18 protein-coding genes and 2 tRNA genes are annotated in these 22,540 nt (G+C 72.9%); 8 read left to right on the top strand and 12 right to left on the bottom strand.

Translation table 11 applies throughout. The annotated features are described in order from the left end of the window. Nucleotides 1-156 precede the first annotated feature (156 nt). Nucleotides 157-867 carry a DUF5324 family protein gene (locus tag B446_RS19340; RefSeq protein WP_020941125.1) on the top strand — a complete coding sequence of 237 codons (711 nt, stop codon included), beginning with the start codon at nt 157-159 and terminating at the stop codon, nt 865-867. Nucleotides 868-1,138: 271 nt separating this feature from the next. Here B446_RS19340 and B446_RS19335 read toward each other — a convergent pair. Next, nucleotides 1,139-1,211, bottom strand: a tRNA-Ala gene (locus B446_RS19335). Between the two features lie 183 nt (nt 1,212-1,394). Here B446_RS19335 and B446_RS19330 point away from each other — a divergent pair. After that, nucleotides 1,395-1,943: a helix-turn-helix domain-containing protein gene (locus B446_RS19330; RefSeq protein ID WP_020941124.1), complete on the top strand. Its 549-nt coding sequence runs from the start codon at nt 1,395-1,397 to the stop codon at nt 1,941-1,943. Nucleotides 1,944-2,093: 150 nt separating this feature from the next. Beyond that, on the top strand, nt 2,094-3,719 hold the full coding sequence (locus B446_RS19325) for a serine/threonine-protein kinase (RefSeq protein ID WP_020941123.1): 1,626 nt from the start codon (nt 2,094-2,096) through the stop codon (nt 3,717-3,719). On the opposite strand, the gene B446_RS19320 is transcribed toward B446_RS19325, so the two are convergent. Then, nucleotides 3,683-4,984 (bottom strand): hypothetical protein, encoded by a 1,302-nt coding sequence (locus tag B446_RS19320; RefSeq protein WP_020941122.1) that lies wholly within the window; start codon nt 4,982-4,984, stop codon nt 3,683-3,685. The two genes, B446_RS19325 and B446_RS19320, sit on opposite strands and share 37 nt — an antisense overlap. A gap of 296 nt (nt 4,985-5,280) precedes the next feature. Beyond that, complete coding sequence (locus B446_RS40305; protein WP_003999697.1) at nt 5,281-5,409, bottom strand: DLW-39 family protein; 129 nt, start codon at nt 5,407-5,409, stop codon at nt 5,281-5,283. Nucleotides 5,410-5,757: 348 nt separating this feature from the next. On the opposite strand from B446_RS40305, the gene B446_RS19315 reads away from it, so the two are divergent. Beyond that, the gene (locus tag B446_RS19315; RefSeq protein WP_020941121.1) at nt 5,758-6,105 is read left to right on the top strand and encodes a DUF6344 domain-containing protein; all 348 of its coding nucleotides are present in this window, start codon (nt 5,758-5,760) and stop codon (nt 6,103-6,105) included. Between the two features lie 168 nt (nt 6,106-6,273). After that, entirely contained in the window at nt 6,274-7,035 is a 762-nt protein-coding gene (locus tag B446_RS19310) for a glycosyltransferase family 2 protein (RefSeq protein ID WP_020941120.1), read from the top strand. Between the two features lie 39 nt (nt 7,036-7,074). On the opposite strand, the gene B446_RS19305 is transcribed toward B446_RS19310, so the two are convergent. After that, nucleotides 7,075-7,263 (bottom strand): ferredoxin, encoded by a 189-nt coding sequence (locus tag B446_RS19305; RefSeq protein ID WP_020941119.1) that lies wholly within the window; start codon nt 7,261-7,263, stop codon nt 7,075-7,077. A 115-nt stretch (nt 7,264-7,378) separates the two neighbouring features. Then, nucleotides 7,379-7,876, bottom strand: a complete 498-nt coding sequence (locus B446_RS19300; RefSeq protein WP_020941118.1) for a hypothetical protein — start codon at nt 7,874-7,876, stop codon at nt 7,379-7,381. A gap of 194 nt (nt 7,877-8,070) precedes the next feature. Here B446_RS19300 and B446_RS36140 point away from each other — a divergent pair, with 194 nt between their 5' ends. Both B446_RS36140 and B446_RS19290 read left to right on the top strand, forming a co-directional pair. Further along, nucleotides 8,071-8,550 (top strand): hypothetical protein, encoded by a 480-nt coding sequence (locus B446_RS36140; RefSeq protein WP_148305736.1) that lies wholly within the window; start codon nt 8,071-8,073, stop codon nt 8,548-8,550. Between the two features lie 611 nt (nt 8,551-9,161). Continuing rightward, on the top strand, nt 9,162-13,550 hold the full coding sequence (locus tag B446_RS19290) for a hypothetical protein (RefSeq protein WP_020941116.1): 4,389 nt from the start codon (nt 9,162-9,164) through the stop codon (nt 13,548-13,550). Between the two features lie 263 nt (nt 13,551-13,813). Here the strand turns inward: B446_RS19290 and B446_RS19285 are convergent, their stop codons facing one another. Next, nucleotides 13,814-14,182, bottom strand: coding sequence for a helix-turn-helix transcriptional regulator (locus B446_RS19285; RefSeq protein ID WP_020941115.1), 369 nt, complete (start codon nt 14,180-14,182; stop codon nt 13,814-13,816). A gap of 129 nt (nt 14,183-14,311) precedes the next feature. On the opposite strand from B446_RS19285, the gene B446_RS19280 reads away from it, so the two are divergent. Further along, complete coding sequence (locus B446_RS19280; RefSeq protein ID WP_020941114.1) at nt 14,312-14,755, top strand: STAS domain-containing protein; 444 nt, start codon at nt 14,312-14,314, stop codon at nt 14,753-14,755. Between the two features lie 94 nt (nt 14,756-14,849). Here B446_RS19280 and B446_RS19275 read toward each other — a convergent pair. The 6 genes from B446_RS19275 to recF form a co-directional block, all read right to left on the bottom strand. Then, nucleotides 14,850-14,926, bottom strand: a tRNA-Ile gene (locus tag B446_RS19275). Between the two features lie 110 nt (nt 14,927-15,036). Continuing rightward, entirely contained in the window at nt 15,037-15,762 is a 726-nt protein-coding gene (locus tag B446_RS19270) for a DUF3566 domain-containing protein (protein WP_043476002.1), read from the bottom strand. An 18-nt stretch (nt 15,763-15,780) separates the two neighbouring features. Then, nucleotides 15,781-18,375: a DNA gyrase subunit A gene (gene gyrA / locus B446_RS19265; protein WP_020941112.1), complete on the bottom strand. Its 2,595-nt coding sequence runs from the start codon at nt 18,373-18,375 to the stop codon at nt 15,781-15,783. Nucleotides 18,376-18,417: 42 nt separating this feature from the next. Beyond that, entirely contained in the window at nt 18,418-20,499 is a 2,082-nt protein-coding gene (gyrB, locus tag B446_RS19260; RefSeq protein ID WP_043475999.1) for a DNA topoisomerase (ATP-hydrolyzing) subunit B, read from the bottom strand. 374 nt (nt 20,500-20,873) lie between these two features. After that, complete coding sequence (locus B446_RS19255) at nt 20,874-21,410, bottom strand: DUF721 domain-containing protein (RefSeq protein WP_020941110.1); 537 nt, start codon at nt 21,408-21,410, stop codon at nt 20,874-20,876. After that, on the bottom strand, nt 21,407-22,528 hold the full coding sequence (gene recF, locus B446_RS19250; RefSeq protein ID WP_020941109.1) for a DNA replication/repair protein RecF: 1,122 nt from the start codon (nt 22,526-22,528) through the stop codon (nt 21,407-21,409). The genes B446_RS19255 and recF overlap by 4 nt, the downstream gene beginning before the upstream one ends. Between the last annotated feature and the right edge of the window lie 12 nt (nt 22,529-22,540).

The following is a 22,540-nucleotide window of genomic DNA, read 5'->3' as shown; positions in this document are numbered from 1 at the left end:
GTGAGGGGGCGCGCGACGGCGATCCGTGGCAGTGTCGACGGGAAGCACCGGTTGCACCCATATGCCCGCCCTCGCATGCCGCGCGGGCCGCAGACAGGCATGATCCGTAAAAGGGTGGAAAGTCGATTACCGTACGCCACCGAGGAGGAGGAACCCGTGACCCGCATCGACAGCGTGCGCGCCGCGACCGGCTCGGCGAGGGACAGCGTGCTGCACGCCGCGGAAGTGGTGGCGCCCTACGCCGACACGGCCAAGGAGCGTGCCGCGTTCTACGCGCAGGAGGCACGCGTACGACTGGCGCCCGTGGTGTCGCAGGCCGCAGAGCAGGCCCGCGAGCAGTACGACGCCCGGCTCGCCCCACGCCTTGAACAGGCTCGTGCGCATGTGCCGCAGAAGGTGGACCTGGCCGCACAGGAAGCCGCCGCCCGTACCCGCAAGGCCGCCCGGCAGGCGGCCGACTACTCGCGTCCGAAGATCGAGCAGGCGGTGGCCGCGGCCACCCCGGTGGCGGACGAGGCCGCGGCGCGGAGCGCGGCCGCCGGTGCCGCCGCGCTCGCCGCGCTGCGCGGCCAGGTCACGACGCGGGAGATCCAGAAGCTGGCCCGCAAGCACGAGCGGCGCTCCCGTACCGGCCGTGCCGTGAAGATCCTGACGGCGGTCGGCCTGGTGGCCGGCGGTGCCTTCGCGATCTGGAAGTGGTGGGACAAGCAGGCCAATCCCGACTGGCTGGTGGAGCCGCCGGCCGCGACGGAGGTCCCGGAGTCCGGCCGTCTGAGTTCCGTGGACGGCAGCGGCTCGGTCCTGGACCCGGAGGTCCAGGCGAAGCAGGCGGAGGACGAGGCCGCGAACCGCGACGACCTGGAGTGAGGCCACCGGCCGTCGTATGAAACATGCGGTGGGGCGGACGACTGCGGTCGTCCGCCCCACCGCATGTTTCACGTGGAACCGGCTCCGCCCGTGCCGCCGATGAACGGGCCGGCCTGCCATGAGGCCCCCGTCCTCCTGGAGTTGAGGCCCGGCGGCGGCCGTGCCCGCCCGCGGACCGTCCTCGTGCCGACACGGGCCCGGCAGCCACGGCCCGGCATGCGAAAAGACCCCCTCTGACCGCATTCGTGCAGATCAGAGGGGGTCTCGTATGTGGAGCCTAGGGGAGTCGAACCCCTGACATCCGCCATGCAAAGACGGCGCTCTACCAACTGAGCTAAGGCCCCCGGAGGGAAGCACCGACCGAAGATCTCGCGATCCGGAGGGCGTCGCAGACCAGAGTACCGGGTCACCCCCCGTATCCCGCAAAAAGATTGGGGGTCCCCGTGGATGACCACTCTCCGTAGGATGCTCGACGTGGTTCGCTACAGCGAACCGCGGTTTTTCAGGGGAAGCGATGGGGAGACGCAATGGACGCCGCACAGCAGGAAGCCACCGCCAGAGCGCGGGAGCTGCAGCGGAACTGGTACGGGGAGCCGTTGGGGGCGCTCTTCCGTAAGCTCATCGACGATCTCGGGCTGAACCAGGCCCGGCTCGCGGCGGTGCTGGGCCTGTCGGCTCCCATGCTGTCGCAGCTGATGAGCGGCCAGCGCGCGAAGATCGGCAATCCCGCCGTGGTCCAGCGGGTGCAGCTGCTGCAGGAGCTGGCGGCCCAGGTCGCGGACGGCAGTGTCAGTGCGGCGGAGGCCACCGACCGCATGGACGAGATCAAGAAGTCCCAGGGGGGCTCAGTGCTGAGCAACACCACGCAGACGACGAGTAGTTCGGGTGCGCCGACGGTCAAGCGCGTGGTGCGCGAGATCCAGTCGCTGCTGCGGTCCGTGGCCGCCGCCGGTGACATCATCGACGCCGCCGACAGCCTCGCCCCGAGCCACCCCGAACTGGCCGAGTTCCTGAAGGTCTACGGCGCCGGCCGCACCTCGGACGCGGTCGCGCACTACCAGTCCCACCAGAACTGACCCCGCGGCCCGGTCGCCCGGAGGGGGGTCCGGGAACCGGGCCGCAGCGGCACGGTCCCGCAGGGGCAGGACGGGGGCCGCTTGGGTAGGGGAAAGTCCACAGGCCCTGGGGGAGGCCACAGGGCCCAGGGGGAGGAGCGGCGGACTGTCATGGGTGAGGTCTTCGCCGGCCGGTACGAGCTGGCCGATCCGATCGGACGTGGCGGCGCGGGCGCCGTCTGGCGTGCCTGGGACCACCGGCGCCGCCGGTACGTGGCGGCCAAGGTGCTCCAGCAGCGCGACGCCCACTCACTGCTGCGCTTCGTGCGCGAACAGGCGCTGCGCATCGACCACCCGCATGTCCTCGCCCCGGCCAGCTGGGCCGCCGACGACGACAAGGTCCTGTTCACGATGGACCTGGTCGGGGGCGGCTCGCTGGTCCACCTCGTCGGCGACTACGGGCCGCTGCCGCCCGGATTCGTGTGCACCCTGCTGGACCAGTTGCTCTCGGGTCTCGCCGCGGTGCACGCGGAAGGGGTCGTGCACCGGGACATCAAGCCCGCCAACGTGCTGCTCGAAGCCACCGGCACCGCACGGCCCCGGTTGCGGCTCTCGGACTTCGGCATCGCCATGCGGTTCGGCGAGCCCCGGCTGACCGAGACCAACCTCGTCGTGGGCACGCCCGGCTATCTCGCGCCCGAGCAGATGCTGGGCTCCGAACCGGACTTCCCCGCCGACCTGTTCGCCGTGGGCCTGGTCGCCCTGTACCTGCTCGAAGGGGCCAAGCCGGACGCCAAGGCGCTCGTCCAGTACTTCACCGAACACGGGACACCGGGACCGCCCAAGGGGGTGCCCGAGCCGCTGTGGCAGGTGGTGGCCACTCTGCTCCAGCCCGATCCGGCCGCCCGGTTCCGCACCGCCACGGGAGCGCGCAAGGCGCTCGCCGCCGCCGCCGAACTGCTGCCGGAGCCCGGCCCCGACGACGAACTGATCGAGATCTTCGACCAGCTCGGCCCGCTGCCGCCCGGGTTCGGTCCCGACGGCCCGCTCAAGCGCGCCCCCGGCGTACAGGTGCGGCCCGCGGGAACGCACGGCCTCACCGGCACCGGCACCGACGGGACCGGCGGCGCGGCACGACTGGAACCCTCCGGCGGGACCGTCGATCCCCGCCTCGGTCCCCGCGGGGAGACCGACGGGCCGGAGCCCTCCGCGCCCTCCTCACCGACGTCCTCGTCGGCGGCCGTGTCGATGTCGGACACCGGAAGCTTCCACCTGCCGCCGCCCCAGCCGACCCCGAGCCCCCGGCCCCGCCTCCCGGCCCAGGAGGGGAACCGGCCACGGCACGGCGACCAGTCCGGTCAGTCCGGTCAGTCCGGCCAGTCCGGCCAGTCCGGCCAGTCCGGCCAGTACGACGGGTACGACAGGTACGACCAGCCGGGCCACCCGGCCGTCGGCCCGCCCGCGGCCGAACAGCCCGCCACTCCCCCCACCAACCCCATGGCTCCCATGGCACCCCCGGCCCCCCGGCCGTACGGCGCCCGGCAGTCCGCTCCGGCCACCCCGTCGGCCCCGGCAGCGGAGGCCGTCCCGCGCGCCGACACCGGCACCGCCTCGTACACCGCCCAGGACCCGCGGACCCCGGCGCCCACGCCACCGCCCACGCCCGTGGCCGCACCGGCCCGCGCGCGGGGCCACCGGGCCCGCCGCCCGGGCCCGCCGGCCAAGGCGGCCGTCCCCCTGCTGCTGCTGGCGCTGGCCTGCTACGCCGTGGGCTTCTGGGCGCTGGCCCGCGTCTGAGCCCGCCGGGCGGCCACCGTCCACACTCCCAGCACCAGCAGCAGCGCGGTCCCGGTGCCGATCCCGCCCGCCGCGAGCGCCTTCATCGCGATGCGGTCGCCCCCCGCGCTCCCGGCCGCCGCGGCCGCGCGGTCCTGCTCGGTGACCGTGAAGACGCCCGCAGGCACCGGCCGGCCCGCGTAGCCGGGGCCGTCGTGCGCCTGTCCGTCGACCCGCACCCGCAGGGTCACCGTGAACGGCCCGGACCCGAAGGTGTCGGTCATCCGCTCGCTGAGGTGCACGACCAGGTAGTACGCGCCGGCGAAGCGCACCGCGCTCCGGCCGGTCGGCACGGCGTACCGGTTGGCGTACTCCACGGGCGGCATCGGGTCGAGCGCGGCGCTCCGCGCGGTGCCGGTGTAGCCGAGGGAGGCGTCGTCGACGTGTCCGCGGACGGGGTTGTAGAGCGAGAGGTCCAGCGCGCCGACGACATAGCCGTGCCCTCGGGCGGCACCGCCCAGCTCGGCCACGGCGTGCACCCGGCGCCCCCAGTCGAGCGGCACCTCGTAGAAGAGGGTCTGGCCGGGCACGATGCGGGACCGCCAGACCCCTTGGCCCAGTGGCCTGGCCCCGGCGAACCCGGCGCCGCCGGCCCGCTCCCGGGGCTCACCGGGCAGGGGTTCGGGAGAGGCGGAGTCCCAGGTCCCCGGCGCGGTCGTGGGCCCGGCACGCGCCGGGCGCGGCTCGGTGACGGGGGCGATCTCCAGGTCCCAGGGCCGCCCCGTACCCGCCGCGGCGGAGCCGCCCGAGCGTCCCGGGTTCCCGGAGTCCAGGCGTTCCACCAGCAGGTAGTACGCCCCCGCGCCCTGGCACGACGTGCGGCCGGCCTCGCGCTGCCCGAGGGCCGTGACGGGACGCGGGCTCAGCGCGCCGCCGAAGCGGGCGGCGGCGTACGAGCACGATCCGCCGTGCGCGTCCCGGACCGAGACACGGATGCCGTCGGTGGCGGACACGGTGGCGTGCGCGGGGGGTACGGCGGTGACGGGGACGTACGCCGTGGTCGCACGGTCGAGGTCGAGCCGGTAGAAGAGCCGGCCGTTCGCGGGGAGGGAACCGCGGTAGGTACGGCCCGGTTCGAGCCGGGGGGCGTCCGAGACGCCCGCCGTACCCGTGACGGGCACGGCGTCCGGGGCGAAGGCGTACGCCGCGGGTCCGTCGGCGGCCGCGGTCGCGCCCGGCAGCGCGGCCACGGCGCACAGCACGGCCGCGACCACCGCCGCCCGCACGGCTCCCCCGGGCCGGCCGCCCCGCCACCACCACGTCCCACGCCCCCGCACGTGCCACTCCCGTCGCTCCGTACCCGCGCCTTCGGCCGTGGCCCATCCTGCCCCGGACCGGCCTGCGCCATCCGGGGAATCCGTACGGCCGTCCGAAACTTCGGCCCCGTCGGCGGCCGTGTCACCGGGCGCCTACCCCACGCGTCGGGAAGCGGCAACACGAGGGGGCGCGAGGCAGCCGCCCGGACAACACAAAACCCCGACCGCGAGGGCGGCCGGGGTCTGATCGAAATCTGGATCGGTACTCACGAACCCGTGGGCACGGAGTCAGTCGCCTCCGTCCACAGGTCCTGCTCGGCGCGATCCGCCTGGATCTGGCGGTACACGAGGAGCCCGCCGATGGCGGCCAGTGCGACCAGGAGCAGCTTCTTCACCGCGCGACCTCGTCTTTCCTTGACGTAGGGGACCTCTGGCGCCCGACTATACACACCGACCGATATCGATCGGTGACCTGCGTGGGGCCCCAACTCCCGCCCCCGACAGCGCAATAGCCCAGGTCGGCGACGGTTGCCGCCACAGGGTGATCGGGCCCCCACGGACCGTTACTTTCTCCCCCTTCGCTCGTCCTCACCTGCTTTTGCGGCTTTTCTGACCGTCGTGCACCCATCCGGGTGGTGTTCATCGGAACATCGCCGCGCCGTGGGCGTCGGTCCCACACTTCGCGACCCCCATACACATCATGAACAAAGTACGCAAATCGCCCAACCTGAAAGTGAGGGGTCATGACCGGGAACAACAAGGTCGCGCAGCTGTGGACCGCCATCGTCACCGCCTTCCTCGCGCTGTGCACGGCGCTCGGACTCGCCACCGCGACCACCGCGGCCGCCCAGACCGAGGCCCCGGCCACCGGCGCCGGCGCCGAGGCGCAGACGCAGACGCAGCCGGCCCCGACGATCCCGTTGATGAACCACTGGGCCTGGTCCCACGGCAGGGCCCTTCCCCCCACGATGAAGCAGCGCATCCGGGCCGAGGCCCACGGAAAGTCCCCCAGCTGCCGGCACCGCCCCCTCGACGAGACCGAGGCGGAGACGGACGCGGCCCCCCAGACCACCGCACAGCTCGACTGCTGAGCGGAGCGCAGCACGCAGGACCGCGACCGTCTCGACAGCACGGGCGACTTGCGTACGCATCAGTCGACACGGACAGACCCCCGGCCGGGATCGGCCGGGGGTCTCGCGCTTTTCCGAACCCCACCACCCTCGGTCGTCGGCCTCCTCGCGGGGCCATAGCCTGGCCGGGTGCGCATCACCGTAGTCACCGCCGTCCACGCACCGTCCGCGCGTTTCCTGCCGGAGGCCCACAAGTCGCTGTGCGCGCAGTGGCTCCCGGACGGCTGGGAGTGGCACTGGGTGATCCAGGAGGACGGCCGCACGGACGAGGTCGGGCCCTACGTCCCGGACGACGCGCGGGTGAGCTTCCGTCAGGGCCGGCCGGGCGGCCCCGGCATCGCCCGCACCCTCGCGCTGGCGCACGCCGACGGCGAGTACGTGAAGGTCCTGGACGCCGACGACCAGCTCACCCCCGGCGCGCTCGCCCGCGACCTGGCCGCGCTGGAGGCCGACCGCACGCTCGGCTGGGCCACCTGCCGGGTCCTCGACCTGCTGCCCGACGGCTCCACGGCCGGTTTCCCCGGCGACCCGGCCGAAGGACCGGTCGAGCGCGGGTCCGTCCTGCGCCGGTGGAAGGAGAACGGGTTCCGCGCGCCGGTGCACCCCGCGACCCTCTTCGTCCGCCGGGACCTGCTGATCGCGCTGGGCGGCTGGATGGCGCTGCCCGCCTCCGAGGACACCGGTCTGCTGCTCGCCCTGGACGCGGTCTCCCGCGGCTGGTTCTGCGCCGAGCCCGGACTGCTGTACCGCAAGTGGGAGGGGCAGATGACCGGGCAGGCCCCGCACGTGGACCCGGACGAGCGGGACGCCCGCATGGCCGTGGCGGAGTCCAGGGCACGGGCACTGGCGGACCTCGCCTGGTCCTACCCCGCGCGGGTCACGCGGGCGTGACCCGGAGGAGCACTCCGCCAAGTCATCTGAACCGCAAGGTCATTCGGCGAGCACGATGGCCTGCGACGGGCACTTCTCCGCCGCCTCGCGCACCCGCGGATCGTCCCCGCTGTCCGCCCGCCCGGGCCGCACCACGCCGTACCCGTCCTCGAAGGCGAACACGGACGGCGCCCGGTGCGCGCACTCGGCGGAGCCGTAGCACACGCCCCGGTCGACGGTGACCTTCATACGTCCTCCAGCCGTACCGGACCTCGGCCTCCCCGTGGGCGGCCCGCCGGTCGGCCGACCGGCTTCAGGACGTCACTGCCCGGTGCGCCGTGCCGTCAACCGGGTCACCCGGCGCTCAGCGGCCGGCCGCCGCGGCGGACAGCCAGTGCGCGACCCGGCGGACCGTGGGCTCGTCGAGCCGCTCGACCAGCGCCCGTACCGCCGGCTCGTCCTCGGGGGAGAGGTCGTACAGACCCGCCCTGCTCAGTCCGGCCATGAGCACCTGGTGCCGGCGGTCCGCCATGCGCTCGGCGAGCTTGACGGGCTCCCCGGCGCGCCCGTCCGGGGCCTGTGCGCGCCCGTCGTCCGGTTCCTGCGCGCGGCCACCCGCGACGGCCGCGGCCGCCGGGGTCTCGAAGCGGTGCCAGTCACCGTCCCGCGGGCCCCACAGGGCGACCGCCACCTCGTCACCGCGTGCGCGTACCGTCTGCGCCATGTCCCCGACCGCGTACAGCACGGGGGCCCTGTCGGGTGACTCGGCCGCCACCCGCCAGGAGCCGTCGGACGCCCGGTGGAACATCGCCACCCAGCGCGGGGCGCCGGGAGGTCGCGGGCAGTCGGGACGCTTCACCATGGCGCTCACCCCTTCGGTAACGACCGGCGCGCGAACCATAACTGACTGACCGTCAGATCTCCAGCGATCGGCCGACCACCGGATAGCACCCGCCCCGCACACACGTCTGGCCTCCTCACGACCGGCGTGGCACCCTGCCCGCGCCCGGTCCCGGACCCGCCGGGACGGTGCCCCGAGGCCGAGGGAGACCGAGGATGAGCGGACGCGAGGAGAGGCGGGCAGGAACCGCGCCGTCGGCGGCGGAGCTGAGAAGGGCCCATGCCGGGCGGGCGCGCAGCGCGTACGACCGTGCCGCCGCCACCTGCCGTCACTGCGGGATCGAGCCGGAAGCGGCCCAGCCGGTGCCGACGAGCCCCGTCGGCCGGGCGGCCGGCGCGCTGCGGCTGGCCTCCGGCTCGCTCGAAGCGCTGGCCCGCAGCGCCCCTGATCCGGCGGCGGACGCCCGCTGCGCCCGGAACGCGGCCGCGGCGGCGGCCCTGGCGGCCCAGGTGGCCGCGGCACGCGGGGACACCGGCGCCTCGCCCGCCCTCCGGGCCGCGCTGACCGCGTCCCAGGCGGCCGCCGCCGCGGCGGGCGGTACGGCCCGGGGCCGGGACGCCGTCCTGAACACGGCCGCCGACGCGGCCGAAGAGAGCGCCGTCGCCGCCGCCCGGGCGGCGGGGTGGACGGACTGACGCACCGGTCTCACAGGGCAGGTGCTCCGCAGGGGCTCCTGCCCTCCCGCTCCGCTGTCCGCACGGCGCGCCCGCACCTGCCCGTCCGGCACCGGTCCCTCCCCTCGTGGGGACCGGTGCCGGACGGAGCGGGTGACGTCGATCCGCGCTTTTCGTCGTGCCTGCGCGAATCGGGTCCGGGGAGTGCGGCGTCCGTGCTGTCTTCGGGATCTCCGGGGCCGTGGGGACCTCGGGACCTCGGGGGCCGTGGCGGCCGTGGGGGCCTGGCCCAGGGTGCGTTCCGGGGCCGTGGGGACCTCGGATCGGGCGGGAAGTCGGGCGGAGTTCGGGTCGGTGAACTTCGGGTCGTGGGGGTTCTCGTGGCCCTGGGCGCTTCCCGGACGAAGTTGACCGAGAACGTTCGGCGCCCGGAGCGGTGTCCGGCGGGTGCGGGCCCGGTGGCCTGTCCGGACGGTGCGTGATGGACCGGCTACCGGGTCGTGATCCTGCCATTTGTCGCCCCCGGCGAGGAGGTACCGGTCTCCGGACGAGGGCTTCGCCGCAGGTCAGCCGTATAGGGTGAGTTTTCCGGTCCGGACGTCCAGACGCGGGGGGAAGTAAGGGGTGGGGCCTTGGGTTCCGACTCAGGGGCACGTACGGTCTTCGCGGAGCGCCTCGCGCTGCTCTACAAGGAGGCGGGCAACCCTCCCCTGAAAAGCGTGTCGGAGTCGGTCGTCCGGCTCCAGCGGGTGGACGAGCGCGGACGGCCCGTGCGGGTGTCCGCCCAGCGCATCAGCGACTGGCGGCGGGCGAAGAACGTGCCGGCCCAGTTCGCCGCCCTCGCGGCCGTCCTGCAGATCCTGATCCCCGAGGCGCGCAGGGCCAGGCCCGTTCCCGTCTCCGCCGGTCTGTACGACCTCGTCCAGTGGCAGCGCCTGTGGGAACAGGCTCTGGCAGGGCCGGCCGCCGACCGCCCGGCGGCGCCCGCCGAGGAGGACCGGGGGGCGACGGGCCCGGCCCCGCCGGTCGCCGCCGGCGTGTGCCCGTACCGGGGCCTGGCGCCCTACCGCCAGGAGGACGCCCGCTGGTTCTTCGGGCGCGAGCGGAGCACGGAGGCCCTGGTGGCCCAGTTGCGGGCCGCGGAGAAGACGGGCGGTCTGATCATGCTCGTCGGCGCCTCGGGCGCGGGGAAGTCGTCCCTGCTGAACGCCGGTCTGGTGCCCGCGCTGCGGGGCGGTGCCCTGGAGGACGGCCTGCCGGGGGACGGCGGGGAGCGGCCGGGCGCCGTGCTCCAGCTCGTGCCGGGCGCCGATCCGCTCGGCGAGCTGACCCGCCGCATACCGGAGCTCGCCGACCTGGCCTCGGCGGCACGCGGGGCCGAGGAGGAGGCCGCGCGGCACCCCGCCGCACCGGGCGCCGACGCACCTCACTTCGCCCGCGCGGTGCGGGAGGCGGTCACGGCCTGGGCGCACCGGGAGACGTCCTCCCGCGCGCACCACCGCCCGCCGGACGACACGGCGACGGACCGTGAGCCGGAAGCGGCACCGGACCGTGAGCCGAGCACAGCACCGGACCGTGAGCCGGGAATGGCGCCGGAAGCGCGCCCGGACACCGCCCCCGGCCCCGACGTGCCCCCGGAACCGGCCCCGTCCCCCCTGCCAGAGGCCCCGGCGCCGGCGCCGGAGGCCACCCGGGTCCCGTCCCCGGAGCCCGCCTCCGAGGCCCCGACCTCATATCCGGCTCCCACGCCGGCCCCCGGCACGGCCCCGCAGCCGGCCCCCGGCACGGCCCCCGCCCCGGCCTCCCAGCCGGACGCCGGCTCCCCGGCCACCCGTCCGGTGATCATCGTCGACCAGTTCGAGGAGACGTTCACCCTCTGCACCGACGAAGCCGGCCGCCGGACGTTCCTGCAGTTCCTGCGCGCCGCCTGCACCCCGGCGGCCGACTCGCCCGGCCCCGCCCCCGCCCTCGTGGTCCTCGGCGTCCGCGCCGACTTCTACGAGCAGTGCCTCGGCTACCCGGAACTGGCCGACGCCCTCCAGCACCGCCACATGGTGCTCGGCCCGCTGACCACGGCGGAGCTGCGCGAGGCGGTGACCGGCCCCGCCAAGGCCGTCGGCCTTGAGCTGGAACCGGGGCTCGCCGAACTGATCGTGCGCGAGGTGAGCGCCGACGGCCCGCGCGGAGCGCACGACGCCGGAGTGCTCCCGCTCCTCTCCCACGCCCTGCTCGCCACCTGGCAGCGCCGCAAGGCGGGCCGGCTGACACTGGCCGGCTACCGCGCGGCGGGCGGTATCCAGGGCGCGGTGGCGGCGACCGCCGAGCGCGCCTGGTCCAGCCTCGACCCGGCCGCACGCTCGGCCGCCCGGCTGCTCCTGCTGCGGCTCGTCCGGCTGGGCGAGGACACCCAGGCCACCCGCCGCCGCGGCAGCCGCCGCCAGCTCGCGCAGGAGTCGGCCGACCCCGGCAAGACGGAGGAGTCGCTGGAGGCGCTGGTGCGCGCCCGGCTGGTGACGCTCGACGCGGAGACCGTGGAGATCACCCACGAGGCGCTCCTGCACGCCTGGCCGCGGCTGCGCCACTGGATCGACGAGGACCGCGGGGACCACCTGCTGCGCCAGCGCCTGGAGGAGGACGGCCGCGCGTGGGAGGCGTCGGAGCGGGACAGCTCGCTGCTCTACCGCGGCTCCCGACTCGAGCAGGCCCGTACCTGGGCGAAGTCCGCCGGGGACACCTATCTCACGCGCGGCGCCGTGCAGTTCCTGGCCGCCTCGGTCCGGCTGCGCCGGCGCACGGTCCTGATCAGCCGGGCCGCCGTGGCCGCCCTGGTCGTGCTCGCGGTGCTCGCCGCGGGTTCGGCGGTGGTGGCGTGGCAGCAGCGGGACGACGCCGTGTTCGAGCAGGTGCTGGCCGAGGCGGACCGCGTGCAGCACACGGATCCGTCGCTGGCCGCGCAGCTCGACCTGGTGGCCCACCGGCTGCGACCCGGCGACGAGGGGACGTTCAGCAGGCTGATCTCGATCGTGAACGCGCCCCTGGCCACCCCGATGCTCGGCCACACCGGAGCCGTCTACCTCACCTCCTTCAGCCCCGACGGCAAGACCCTCGCCACGGCCAGCTACGACCGGACCGTCCGCCTGTGGAACGTCGCGGACCCCGCCCGCCCCAGGCCCCTGGGCAAGCCCCTGACCGGGCACACCAGCTGGGTGAGCAGCGCGGTCTTCAGCCCGGACGGCCACACCCTGGCCAGCGCCGGCGACGACGGCACGATCCGGCTGTGGGACGTCAGCGACCCCGCCCGCCCCACCCCGCTGGGACGGCCGCTCACCGGCCACACGGGCACGATCTACCTGGTCGCCTTCAGTCCGGACGGCCGCACCCTGGCCTCCGCGAGCGAGGACCGCACCGTACGGCTGTGGAACGTGGCCGACCCGCGCCGGGCCGCCCCGCTCGGCAGGCTCGGCGGGCACACCGCGCCGGTGCGCTGCGTGGCGTTCAGCCCCGACGGGCGCACGCTCGCGGCGGGCGGCGACGACAACACGATCCGGCTGTGGAACACGGCCGACCCGCGCCGCCCCAAGCCCCTGCCGAAGGTGCTGACCGGCCACACCGACCTCGTCCACTCGGTGGCCTTCAGCCCCGACGGCCACACCCTGGCCAGCGGCAGCGCCGACGACACGATCCGGCTGTGGGACGTCGCCGACCCGGCGCGCGCGAAGGCCCTCGGTTCCCCGCTCACCGGGCACACCGGGCCCATCTGGTCGGTGGCCTTCAGCCCCGACGGCGGCCGGCTCGCCGCCGCCAGCGCGGACAGCACCGCCAGTCTGTGGAGCGTCACCGACCCGTCGTCCCCCTCACAGGTCGGGGAGCCGCTCGCGGGCAGCAGCGGTGAGATGTACGCGCTCGGGTTCAGCCCCGACGGCCGCACCCTGGCCACCGGCAGCGGGGACAGCAAGGTGCGCCTCTGGTCGGTCCCGACGCAGGACATGATCGGCCGCAGCGGTGCGTTCCGGCCGGACGGCAAGGTGCTGGCCACGGCGGCGCGCGACGGCAGGATCCGGCTGTACGACGTGGCCGCGCCCGGCCGGCCGGTGTCCCTGGGCAAGCCGTTCATGGCGACGGACGGCTTCCAGCGGTCGATGGCGTTCTCCCCGGACGGCCGCACCCTCGCCGTACGGACCGGGAACGGGTCGCTGTACCTGTGGAACGTCCGCGACCCGGCCCGCCCGGTCCGGGCCAGGGCCCCGCTGACCCTGCGCACCCGCTTCGCCGGCCCCGACTCGATGGCCTACAGCCCCGACGGACGCACCCTGGCCACCGCCTACGACGACCGCACCATCCAGCTGTGGAACGTCAGCGACCCCGCGCGCACCGTCCCACTCGGCAAGCCGCTCACCGGCCACCGGGGCTTCGTCGACTCCCTCGCCTTCAGCCCGGACGGGCGCACGCTGGCCAGCGGCAGCGCGGACAGCACCATCCGGCTGTGGGACGTCGCCGACCCCGGCCACGCCACCCGTACCGGCCCCATGCTCACCCAGCACACCGGCCCGGTCAACGCGCTCGCCTACAGCCCCGACGGCCACACCCTGGCCAGCGGCAGCGACGACGACACCGTACGGCTCTGGGACGTCACCGACCCGGGCGCGCCGACGGTGCTGGGAGCGCCGCTCACCGGGCACACGGAGGCGGTCACGTCCCTGACGTTCAGCGAGTCGGGGAACACGCTGGCGAGCGGCGGCAACGACAACACGGTCCGGCTGTGGGACGTGACCCGGCCCGACTCGGCCACTCCCATCGGCCAGTCGATGAGCCCCTACGCCAAGACCGGCAACTTCCTGGCCTTCAGCCCCGGCAGCCATGTGCTCGGGGTGTCGAGCGGCGCCGACACGGTGCGGCTGTGGCGCCTGGACGCCGACACGGCCATCCGGCACATCTGCTCGGTCACCAGGGGGGTCCTGACCCCGCAGCGGTGGCACGAGTACCTGCCCCGTCTGTCGTACGACCCGCCGTGCCCGCACTGACCGGCCAAGATCGGCCAACTACCGTGAGCAACAAGCCGGTTGGCTCCCCCAGCCCGCGCAACCTTGTTACCCTTGGCCATGGCCCGATCGCTGGTGCATCCCCCGTCGCCAGCGGTCGGGCCTTCGCGTACCCCGCGGCCGTGAGATCCGTCGGGCAGCCGCCGTCGGCGCACGCCGCCCGCGGTACGGCGGCCACCAGGCCACCAGGAGGGTTGCGGGCCCCACGCGAACTCGTGCGCGAGCGCCCAGGGCTTGGCGGAACGTCAGCCGGACGCCGACGCGGGCGCGGGCCTGTCGGTGTGCTCGCCGTACGGCATCGCGCGGTGGTCCTCGTCCCGGACGAGCAGGGCGAGGAGCGCGGCCACCGTGAGTCCCTGGCCGGCCTCGGTCGGGTGCCGCAGGATCCTGGCGGGGTCGATCTCGTACGTGTTGCCGCGGCCCTGGCGGGTGTGCGAGAGGTAGCCGGCCTGTTCCAGGTCGGCGATGATCTTCTGCACGGCGCGTTCGGTGAGACGGCAGCGGGCGGCGATGTCCCGCACGCGCGCGCTCTGGTTCTCCGCGATGGCCGCGAGGACGCGGGCGTGGTTCGTCAGGAACGTCCATCCGCTGTGCGGCTCGGGCACCTCATCCATGCTCCGAGTCTACTGAAAAGACATGCGCGCATTCAAAAGCACGTACAAGGATTCGTGTATATGTTGACGTACGTTCCCCTGGTGCGGGAACGTGGAGACGGACGACGGCGAGCACATCGGGAGTGAGCCATGCAGCACCCTTCCCACCCGGCACGGACCCGCACCGCGCCGGGCGTGCCCTGCACGCGTGGACACGCCGCCGCGAAGCACCTTGCCCCGGGCCGGGCGGTCACGTCGTACGCGACGAGCGGCGACCGGGTGCGGGTCACCGTGCGCGGCGAACTCGACCTCGTCTCGGGCAACCGGCTCCGGGGCCCGCTCGGCGAGGCGCTCACCGCTTCCACCACCGGCCTCGACCTGGACCTGAGCGAGCTCGCCTTCTGCGACTGCGCCGGCCTCACCGTCCTGATGGAACTGCGCCTGCGGGCCCTGAGCCGCGGCAAGACCGTGGTCATCCGGCGTTCCGGCGCGGCGACCGACCGGCTGCTGCGCCTCCTCGGCGCGCAGGACCTCTTCTCACCCCCGGGACCCCACGGCCCGTCCCCCCGTCCCCTGACCCCGGCCACCGCCTGACCGCGGCGGCGGGCGGAAGGGGACTGCTGCCGGCTGCGCGGACACCGACAAACGCCGAAGACCCCCGACCGATACCGGCCGGGGGTCTTCGTGCTGGTGGGGCTAACAGGATTTGAACCTGTGGCCTCATCCTTATCAGGGATGCGCTCTAACCAACTGAGCTATAGCCCCGCCGCGCTCTGCGGTGTGTGTCCCGCGCGCTGACTCCTGAAGATTAGCGCACGACCGGGGAAGTCCCAAAATCGGTTGTCGGGGGGCTGCCGGTGGGCCCGGCGAGTGGGTCACTCGTCCTCGGCCAGCGTCAGCTCGATGCCGCCCACGAAGCCGGCGGAGAGGTTGTAGATGAACGAGCCGAGCGTGGCCAGCGCCGTCGCGAGGACGACGTCGATGACCGCGATGATCGTCGAGAACATCAGGACGTGCGGGAGGGAGAGGAAGGCCTGCAGGTCGAAGCCGTTGGCCTCGTTCGAGCCGGTCGCCTCCGAGATGGTGCCGCCGACCGTCGAGAACACGCCCATCGCGTCCATGACCATCCAGAGCACCGCCGACGCGACGATCGTGCAGATGCCCAGCGCGATGGAGAGCAGGAAGCTGACCTTCATGACCGACCACGGGTCGGCCTTGGCGACCCGCAGCCGGGCCTTGCGGGTGCGCGGCGCGGTACGCGCGCCGGTGCGCGGCCGGCGCACGGTGCCGGTGGGCGCGCCCGCCTGCGCCGGGTAGGCCTGCGGCGGGTGGTAGGGCCCGTCGGGCTGCTCGGGCTTGCGCTCGCCGGGCAGTGGCGAGGCCGAACCGGTCTGCCCGCCTCGGGTGTCCGTCACAGCTACCCCCTGCGCTCCGTGCGTGCCGGACGCCGACGCGTCCGGCGCGGCCGCCTTGACCGGCCTCAGCTGGGTGGTGTGCGGGTCCGCCGCCCCCACCCCGTTCGTGGCGGAGCCACGGCCGCCGCCGTCCGCTCCCGTACCCCTGGAGGTACCGGCCGATCCGGCGCCCGTGGCTCCGCTCACGATGACTCTCTCCTCGTGCTACTCGGCCGAGGGCGCCTCACCCTCGTCCGTGCCGGTGGTCGCGGCACCCTCGGCGGTCTCGTCGACGGCCTCGCCGTCGACCTCCTCCGCCTCGCGTCCCGCCTCGGCGTTACGTGCGATACCGACCACGGCATCGCGCTTGCCCAGGTTGATCAGTTGGACGCCCATGGTGTCACGGCCCGTCTCCCTGACCTCGCTGACTCGCGTACGAATCACACCGCCGGACAGGGTGATGGCGAGGATCTCGTCGTGCTCCTCGACCACCAGCGCGCCGACGAGCGAACCACGGTCCTCCACGATCTTGGCGGCCTTGATGCCGAGGCCGCCGCGACCCTGGACGCGGTACTCGTCGACGGCGGTCCGCTTCGCGTACCCACCGTCCGTCGCAGTGAACACGAACGTACCGGGTCGGACGACATTCATCGAGAGAAGCTCGTCGCCCTCGCGGAAACTCATCCCCTTGACACCCGAGGTGGCACGGCCCATCGGGCGCAGGGCGTCGTCCGTCGCGGTGAAGCGGATCGACTGGGCCTTCTTGCTGATCAGAAGCAGATCGTCGTCGGCCGAGACCAGTTCGGCACCGATCAGTTCGTCATCGGTTCCGTCCTCCCGCTCGCGCAGGTTGATCGCGATGACACCGCCGGAGCGGGGCGAATCGTAATCCTTCAGAGGCGTCTTCTTGACCAGACCGGACTTGGTCGCCAGGACCAGGTACGGCACCGCCTCGTAGTCGCGGATCGCGAGGATCTCGGCGATCGCCTCGTCCGGCTGGAAGGCGAGCAGGTTCGCCACGTGCTGGCCGCGCGCCTCGCGCCCGGCCTCGGGCAGCTCGTACGCCTTCGCCCGGTACACCCGGCCCTTGTTCGTGAAGAACAGCAGCCAGTGGTGCGTGGTGGAGACGAAGAAGTGGTCGACGATGTCGTCTTCCTTCAGCTTCGTGCCGCGCACGCCCTTGCCGCCGCGCTTCTGCGCCCGGTAGTCGTCCGTCTTGGTCCGCTTGACGTAACCGCCGCGCGAGACGGTGACGACGATGTCCTCCTCGGCGATCAGGTCCTCGATGGACATGTCGCCCTCGTACGGGATCAGCTTGGTCTTGCGGTCGTCGCCGAACTTCTCGACGATCGCCGCCAGCTCCTCGCTGACGATCCCGCGCTGACGGACCGGCGAGGCGAGGATCTGGTTGTACTCGTTGATCTTCGTCTGGAGTTCGTCGTGCTCCTGGACGATCTTCTGGCGCTCCAGGGCGGCCAGCCGGCGCAGCTGCATCTCGAGGATGGCGTTGGCCTGGATCTCGTCGATCTCCAGCAGGCCCATCAGGCCCGTGCGCGCCACGTCGACGGTCTCACTGCGCCTGATCAGCGCGATGACCTCGTCGATGGCGTCCAGGGCCTTCAGCAGACCGCGCAGGATGTGGGCGCGCTCCTCCGCCTTGCGCAGCCGGAACCGCGTACGGCGGACGATGACCTCGATCTGGTGCGTCACCCAGTGCCGGATGAACGCGTCCAGGGACAGCGTGCGCGGCACGCCGTCGACCAGCGCCAGCATGTTGGCGCCGAAGTTCGTCTGCAGGTCGGTGTGCTTGTACAGGTTGTTCAGCACGACCTTGGCGACCGCGTCCCGCTTCAGCACGATGACCAGGCGCTGACCGGTGCGCGAGGAGGTCTCGTCGCGGACGTCGGCGATGCCGCCGATCTTCCCGTCCTTGACCAGGTCGGCGATCTTCTGCGCCAGGTTGTCCGGGTTGGTCTGGTACGGCAGCTCGGTGACCACCAGGCACTGGCGGCCCTGGATCTCCTCGACCTCGACCACCGCGCGCATCGTGATGGAGCCGCGGCCGGTGCGGTACGCCTCCTCGATGCCCTTGCGGCCCACCACCAGCGCGCCGGTCGGGAAGTCCGGGCCCTTGATGCGCTCCATGAGCGCGTCCAGCAGCTCCTCGTGGGAGACCTCGGGGTTCTCCAGGTACCACTGGGCGCCCGCCGCGACCTCGCGCAGGTTGTGCGGCGGGATGTTGGTCGCCATGCCGACCGCGATGCCGGCCGAGCCGTTGATCAGCAGGTTCGGGAAGCGGGCCGGCAGGACGGTCGGCTCCTGGGAGCGGCCGTCGTAGTTGTCCGTGAAGTCGACGGTCTCCTCGTCGATGTCGCGGACCATCTCCATCGACAGCGGCGCCATCTTGCACTCGGTGTAGCGCATCGCCGCCGCCGGGTCGTTGCCCGGGGAGCCGAAGTTGCCGTTGGAGTCCACCAGCGGCATCCGCATCGACCACGGCTGCGCGAGGCGGACCAGCGCGTCGTAGATCGAGGAGTCGCCGTGCGGGTGGTAGTTGCCCATGACGTCGCCGACGACACGGGCGCACTTGTAGAAGCCGCGCTCGGGGCGGTAGCCGCCGTCGTACATCGCGTACAGCACGCGGCGGTGGACGGGCTTGAGACCGTCCCGGACGTCGGGCAGCGCACGGGACACGATGACGGACATCGCGTAGTCCAGGTACGAGCGCTGCATCTCCGTCTCGAGCCCGACGGGCTCGACGCGCATCGCGAGCTCGCCGCCCTCGGTCTCAGGGGTTTCCGGAGTGTTCTCGTCGGCCATTGCTGGTGAAGATCCTTCCTGGTGCGGTCAGCTGAGACCGACTCAGATGTCGAGGAAGCGGACGTCCTTGGCGTTGCGCTGGATGAACGCGCGGCGGGCCTCGACGTCCTCGCCCATGAGGACCGAGAACAGGTCGTCGGCCTGGGCGGCGTCGTCCAGGGTGACCTGGCCGAGGACGCGGTGCTCCTGGTCCATCGTGGTGACGCGCAGCTCCTCGGCGTTCATCTCGCCGAGGCCCTTGAAGCGCTGGATCGAGTCCTCGCGGACGCGCTTGCCGCGCTGCCGGCCCATCTCGATCAGCGCGTCGCGCTCGCGGTCCGAGTACGCGTACTCGACGTCGTCGCGGCCCCACTTGATCTTGTACAGCGGGGGACGGGAGAGGTACACGTGCCCGGCCTCGACCAGCGGCCGCATGAAGCGGAACAGGAAGGTCAGCAGCAGGGTGCTGATGTGCTGTCCGTCGACGTCGGCGTCCGCCATCAGGATGATCTTGTGATAGCGGAGCTTCTCGATGTCGAAGTCCTCGTGCACGCCGGTGCCGAACGCGGAGATCAGCGCCTGGATCTCCTGGTTCTGCAGGATCTTGTCGATCCTGGCCTTCTCGACGTTGAGGATCTTGCCGCGGATCGGGAGGATCGCCTGGTACTGCGGGTTGCGGCCGGACTTGGCCGAGCCGCCGGCGGAGTCACCCTCGACGATGAAGATCTCGCACTTGGTCGGGTCGTTCGACTGGCAGTCGGACAGCTTGCCCGGCAGGGACGCCGACTCCAGCAGGCCCTTGCGGCGGGTCAGGTCGCGGGCCTTGCGGGCCGCCACGCGCGCGGTGGCCGCCTGGATGCCCTTGCGGATGATGTCCGCCGCCTCGACCGGGTTGCGGTCCAGCCAGTCGTTGAGGTGCTCGTAGACCGCCTTCTGCACGAAGGTCTTGGCCTCCGTGTTGCCCAGCTTGGTCTTCGTCTGGCCCTCGAACTGCGGCTCGCTCAGCTTGACCGAGATGATCGCGGTCAGGCCCTCGCGGATGTCGTCACCGGTGAGATTGTCGTCCTTCTCGCGCAGCAGCTTCTTGTCGCGGGCGTACTTGTTGATCAGCGACGTCAGCGCGGCGCGGAAACCCTCTTCGTGGGTACCGCCCTCGTGGGTGTGGATGATGTTCGCGAACGAGTAGACGCCCTCGCTGTAGCCGCTGTTCCACTGCATCGCGACCTCGAGGGACAGGCTCTTGTCCCTGTCCTCCGCCTCCAGGTCGATGACGGTGGGGTGGACCACGTCCCCCTTGCGGGAGTTGAGGTACTTCACGAAGTCGACGATGCCGCCCTCGTAGTGGTACGTGACGGTCTTGACCTCGTCCTTCTCGTCCGCACCCGCCTCGTCCGCCCCGGCGGTGGCCTTCGCCGACTCGCGCTCGTCGGTGAGCCTGATCGTGAGGCCCTTGTTGAGGAACGCCATCTCCTGGAAGCGCCGCGACAGCGTCTCGAAGGAGTACTCGGTGGTCTCGAAGATCTCCGGGTCGGCCCAGAAGGTGACCGACGTGCCCGTCTGCTCGATGGCCTCGTGCTTGGCCAGCGGCGCAGTGGGGACGCCCATCTTGTAGTCCTGGGTCCAGCGGTGCCCGTCGGTCCTGACCTCGACGGAGACCTTGGACGACAGGGCGTTCACGACGGACACGCCCACGCCGTGCAGACCGCCGGAGACCGCGTAACCGCCGCCGCCGAACTTGCCGCCCGCGTGCAGCACGGTCAGCACGACCTCGACGGCCGGCTTGCCCTCGGAGGGCACGATGCCCACCGGGATGCCGCGGCCGTTGTCGACGACGCGCACGCCGCCGTCGGCGAGGATCGTCACGTCGATGGTGTCCGCGTAGCCGGCCAGCGCCTCGTCGACCGAGTTGTCGACGACCTCGTACACCAGGTGGTGCAGGCCGCGTTCACCGGTGGAGCCGATGTACATACCGGGTCGCTTGCGGACCGCGTCCAGCCCTTCGAGCACGGTGATGGCGCTGGCGTCGTAAGAAGCGGCGACCGGGCCGGAGTCTTCGGCCGCGCCGTTCACGCCGGCGTCGGTGGACGGGATGTTCTCGTTGGGGTTGCCGGAATCGGCCACGAAGCGCCCTTTCTGGCACAGCACGAGCCGGGCTCGTCGGCAGGTTGCCGGAGCGGCTGCGGCATGTTGCGTTGGTAAGCCTTGATCAGCGTTGCTCAGCTTTTCCCGGGCGGTCCCCACGATGGGGCGGGATTGGCTTCCAGTCTACCGGTAGCGCCGACAGTGATGGGGGTTTGCCGGTACCTGAGTCCTCATGTGCCGCCCTGAACCGGCCTCGGCCGGGTCCCGATATACGGAAGGGGGCTCCAAGGGGCTCACAGCGGCACTCAGCGCTTTGAGCCGTCAACCCTTGGCTACCGGGGGGTCGGATGGCGATCCGGTGGTGGTCCGGTGGTGATCCACACCTGTGGACAGGCATGCGGAAGAGACGCCCCGCCCACCGCGGAACGTGAGGTACGTCACCCGTAGGTGTCGCCGGGACCGGTGCTTCCGGGGGCCCGCAGCGGGCCGTAACGGCGGGCCGGGCCGCCGGGACCGTTCACCTTGATCATCCGGACCGTGCCGTGGCCCAGGTCCTCGTTGAGCCGGGCGACCAGCGTCGGGGCGAGCAGCCGCAGCTGAGTCGCCCAGGCCGTCGAGTCACAGCTCACGGACAGCACCCGCTCGTCCTCGTCGTACCGCTGCGGCACGCAGTGCTTGGCCAGGTCCTCGCCGACGATCTGCGGCCAGCGGCCCATCACGCCGCCCACCGCCGCCGGCGCCTCCCAGCCACGCTCGTTGATCAGCCGGTTGATCGCGGACCCCAGCGCCATGGGGTCGCGGCCGTCGGCGCGCGCGCCGGAGCGCAGACCGCCACCGCGCCGCGCCTGCTTCTTCTGCCGTGCCGCGTCCCCCCGCGCGCGTGCCTGCTCCTTCGCCGCGCGCAACGCCACGCGCGCGAGGTCGACGCCGGAGGGCTCCGGGTCCTTGCGGGGCTTGGGCTCGTCGGTGCTCATACGCGCTCCACCGTTCCGTCGGCCACCGCGTACCGGGCGCCGACCAGCACATGCGGTACGTCGTCGTCCACGGCGGCGGTGACCAGCACCTGCTCGCCGGGCGCGACCAGCTCGGCCAGCCGCTCGCGGCGGCGGGCGTCCAGCTCGGCGAAGACGTCGTCCAGGACCAGCACCGGCTCGTTGCCCTCGGCGCGCAGCAGGTCGTAGGAGGCCAGGCGCAACGCCAGCGCGTAGGACCAGGACTCGCCGTGCGAGGCGTAGCCCTTGGCGGGCAGCTGGCCGAGGCGCAGCACCAGGTCGTCGCGGTGGGGCCCCACGAGGGTGACTCCGCGGTCGATCTCCTGCTTGCGGGCCTCCGCGAGAGCGGCCATGAGCTGGGCGTAGAGGTCCTCGCGGGTGTGCGCCTCCCCTGGCGCGGACGGCTTGTACTCCAGCACGACGGGCCCGCCGCCGGGCGCCAGCTGCTCGTAGGCCTTGTCGGCCAGCGGCTGCAGCGCGGCGACGAGATCGAGCCGCTGGGCGAGCAGCTCGGCGCCCGCGCGCGCGAGGTGCTGGTCCCACACGTCGAGCGTGGACAGGTCCATGGAGCGCCCGCCGTGCCGGCGCGCGAGGGCGGCGGACTTCAGCAGCGTGTTGCGCTGCTTGAGCACCCGCTCGTAGTCGGAGCGCACGCCCGCCATGCGCGGGGAGCGCGCGGTGATCAGCTCGTCAAGGAACCGGCGCCGCTCCCCGGGGTCACCCTTGACCAGCGCGAGATCCTCCGGCGCGAACAGCACGGTCCGTACGATCCCCAGCACGTCCCGCGGCCTGACCTGCGAGGACCGGTTGATGCGGGCGCGGTTGGCCCGGCCGGGGTTCAGCTCCAGCTCGACGAGCTGCTGCCGCTCGCCCTGTCTGACCTGGGCCCGGATGACGGCCCGCTCGGCTCCCATGCGGACCAGGGGGGCGTCGGAGGAGACCCGGTGGCTGCCGAGGGTGGCGAGGTAGCCCACCGCCTCGACCAGGTTGGTCTTGCCCTGGCCGTTGGGTCCGACGAAGGCGGTGACGCCCGGGTCGAGCGGCACCTCGACCCGGGCGTACGAGCGGAAGTCGGCCAGCGAAAGATGCGTCACGTGCATGGTCGTCCGCCG

This window comes from Streptomyces collinus Tu 365, assembly GCF_000444875.1.
Classification (GTDB): Bacteria; Actinomycetota; Actinomycetes; order Streptomycetales; family Streptomycetaceae; genus Streptomyces; species Streptomyces collinus_A.
The sequence above is the reverse complement of the archived record's forward strand: the minus strand, read 5'-3'. Positions and strand labels throughout refer to the sequence as shown.

Excerpts from the sequence above, each read along its gene's own strand:
- B446_RS19330 (WP_020941124.1), top strand. The coding sequence starts at position 1,395 with ATGGACGCCGCACAGCAGGAAGCCACCGCCAGAGCGCGGGAGCTGCAG.
- B446_RS19325 (WP_020941123.1), top strand. The coding sequence starts at position 2,094 with ATGGGTGAGGTCTTCGCCGGCCGGTACGAGCTGGCCGATCCGATCGGA.
- B446_RS19315 (WP_020941121.1), top strand. The coding sequence starts at position 5,758 with ATGACCGGGAACAACAAGGTCGCGCAGCTGTGGACCGCCATCGTCACC.
- B446_RS19305 (WP_020941119.1), bottom strand. The coding sequence starts at position 7,263 with ATGAAGGTCACCGTCGACCGGGGCGTGTGCTACGGCTCCGCCGAGTGC.
- B446_RS19300 (WP_020941118.1), bottom strand. The coding sequence starts at position 7,876 with ATGGTGAAGCGTCCCGACTGCCCGCGACCTCCCGGCGCCCCGCGCTGG.
- B446_RS36140 (WP_148305736.1), top strand. The coding sequence starts at position 8,071 with ATGAGCGGACGCGAGGAGAGGCGGGCAGGAACCGCGCCGTCGGCGGCG.
- B446_RS19285 (WP_020941115.1), bottom strand. The coding sequence starts at position 14,182 with ATGGATGAGGTGCCCGAGCCGCACAGCGGATGGACGTTCCTGACGAAC.
- B446_RS19280 (WP_020941114.1), top strand. The coding sequence starts at position 14,312 with ATGCAGCACCCTTCCCACCCGGCACGGACCCGCACCGCGCCGGGCGTG.
- gyrA (WP_020941112.1), bottom strand. The coding sequence starts at position 18,375 with ATGGCCGACGAGAACACTCCGGAAACCCCTGAGACCGAGGGCGGCGAG.
- B446_RS19255 (WP_020941110.1), bottom strand. The coding sequence starts at position 21,410 with ATGAGCACCGACGAGCCCAAGCCCCGCAAGGACCCGGAGCCCTCCGGC.
- recF (WP_020941109.1), bottom strand. The coding sequence starts at position 22,528 with ATGCACGTGACGCATCTTTCGCTGGCCGACTTCCGCTCGTACGCCCGG.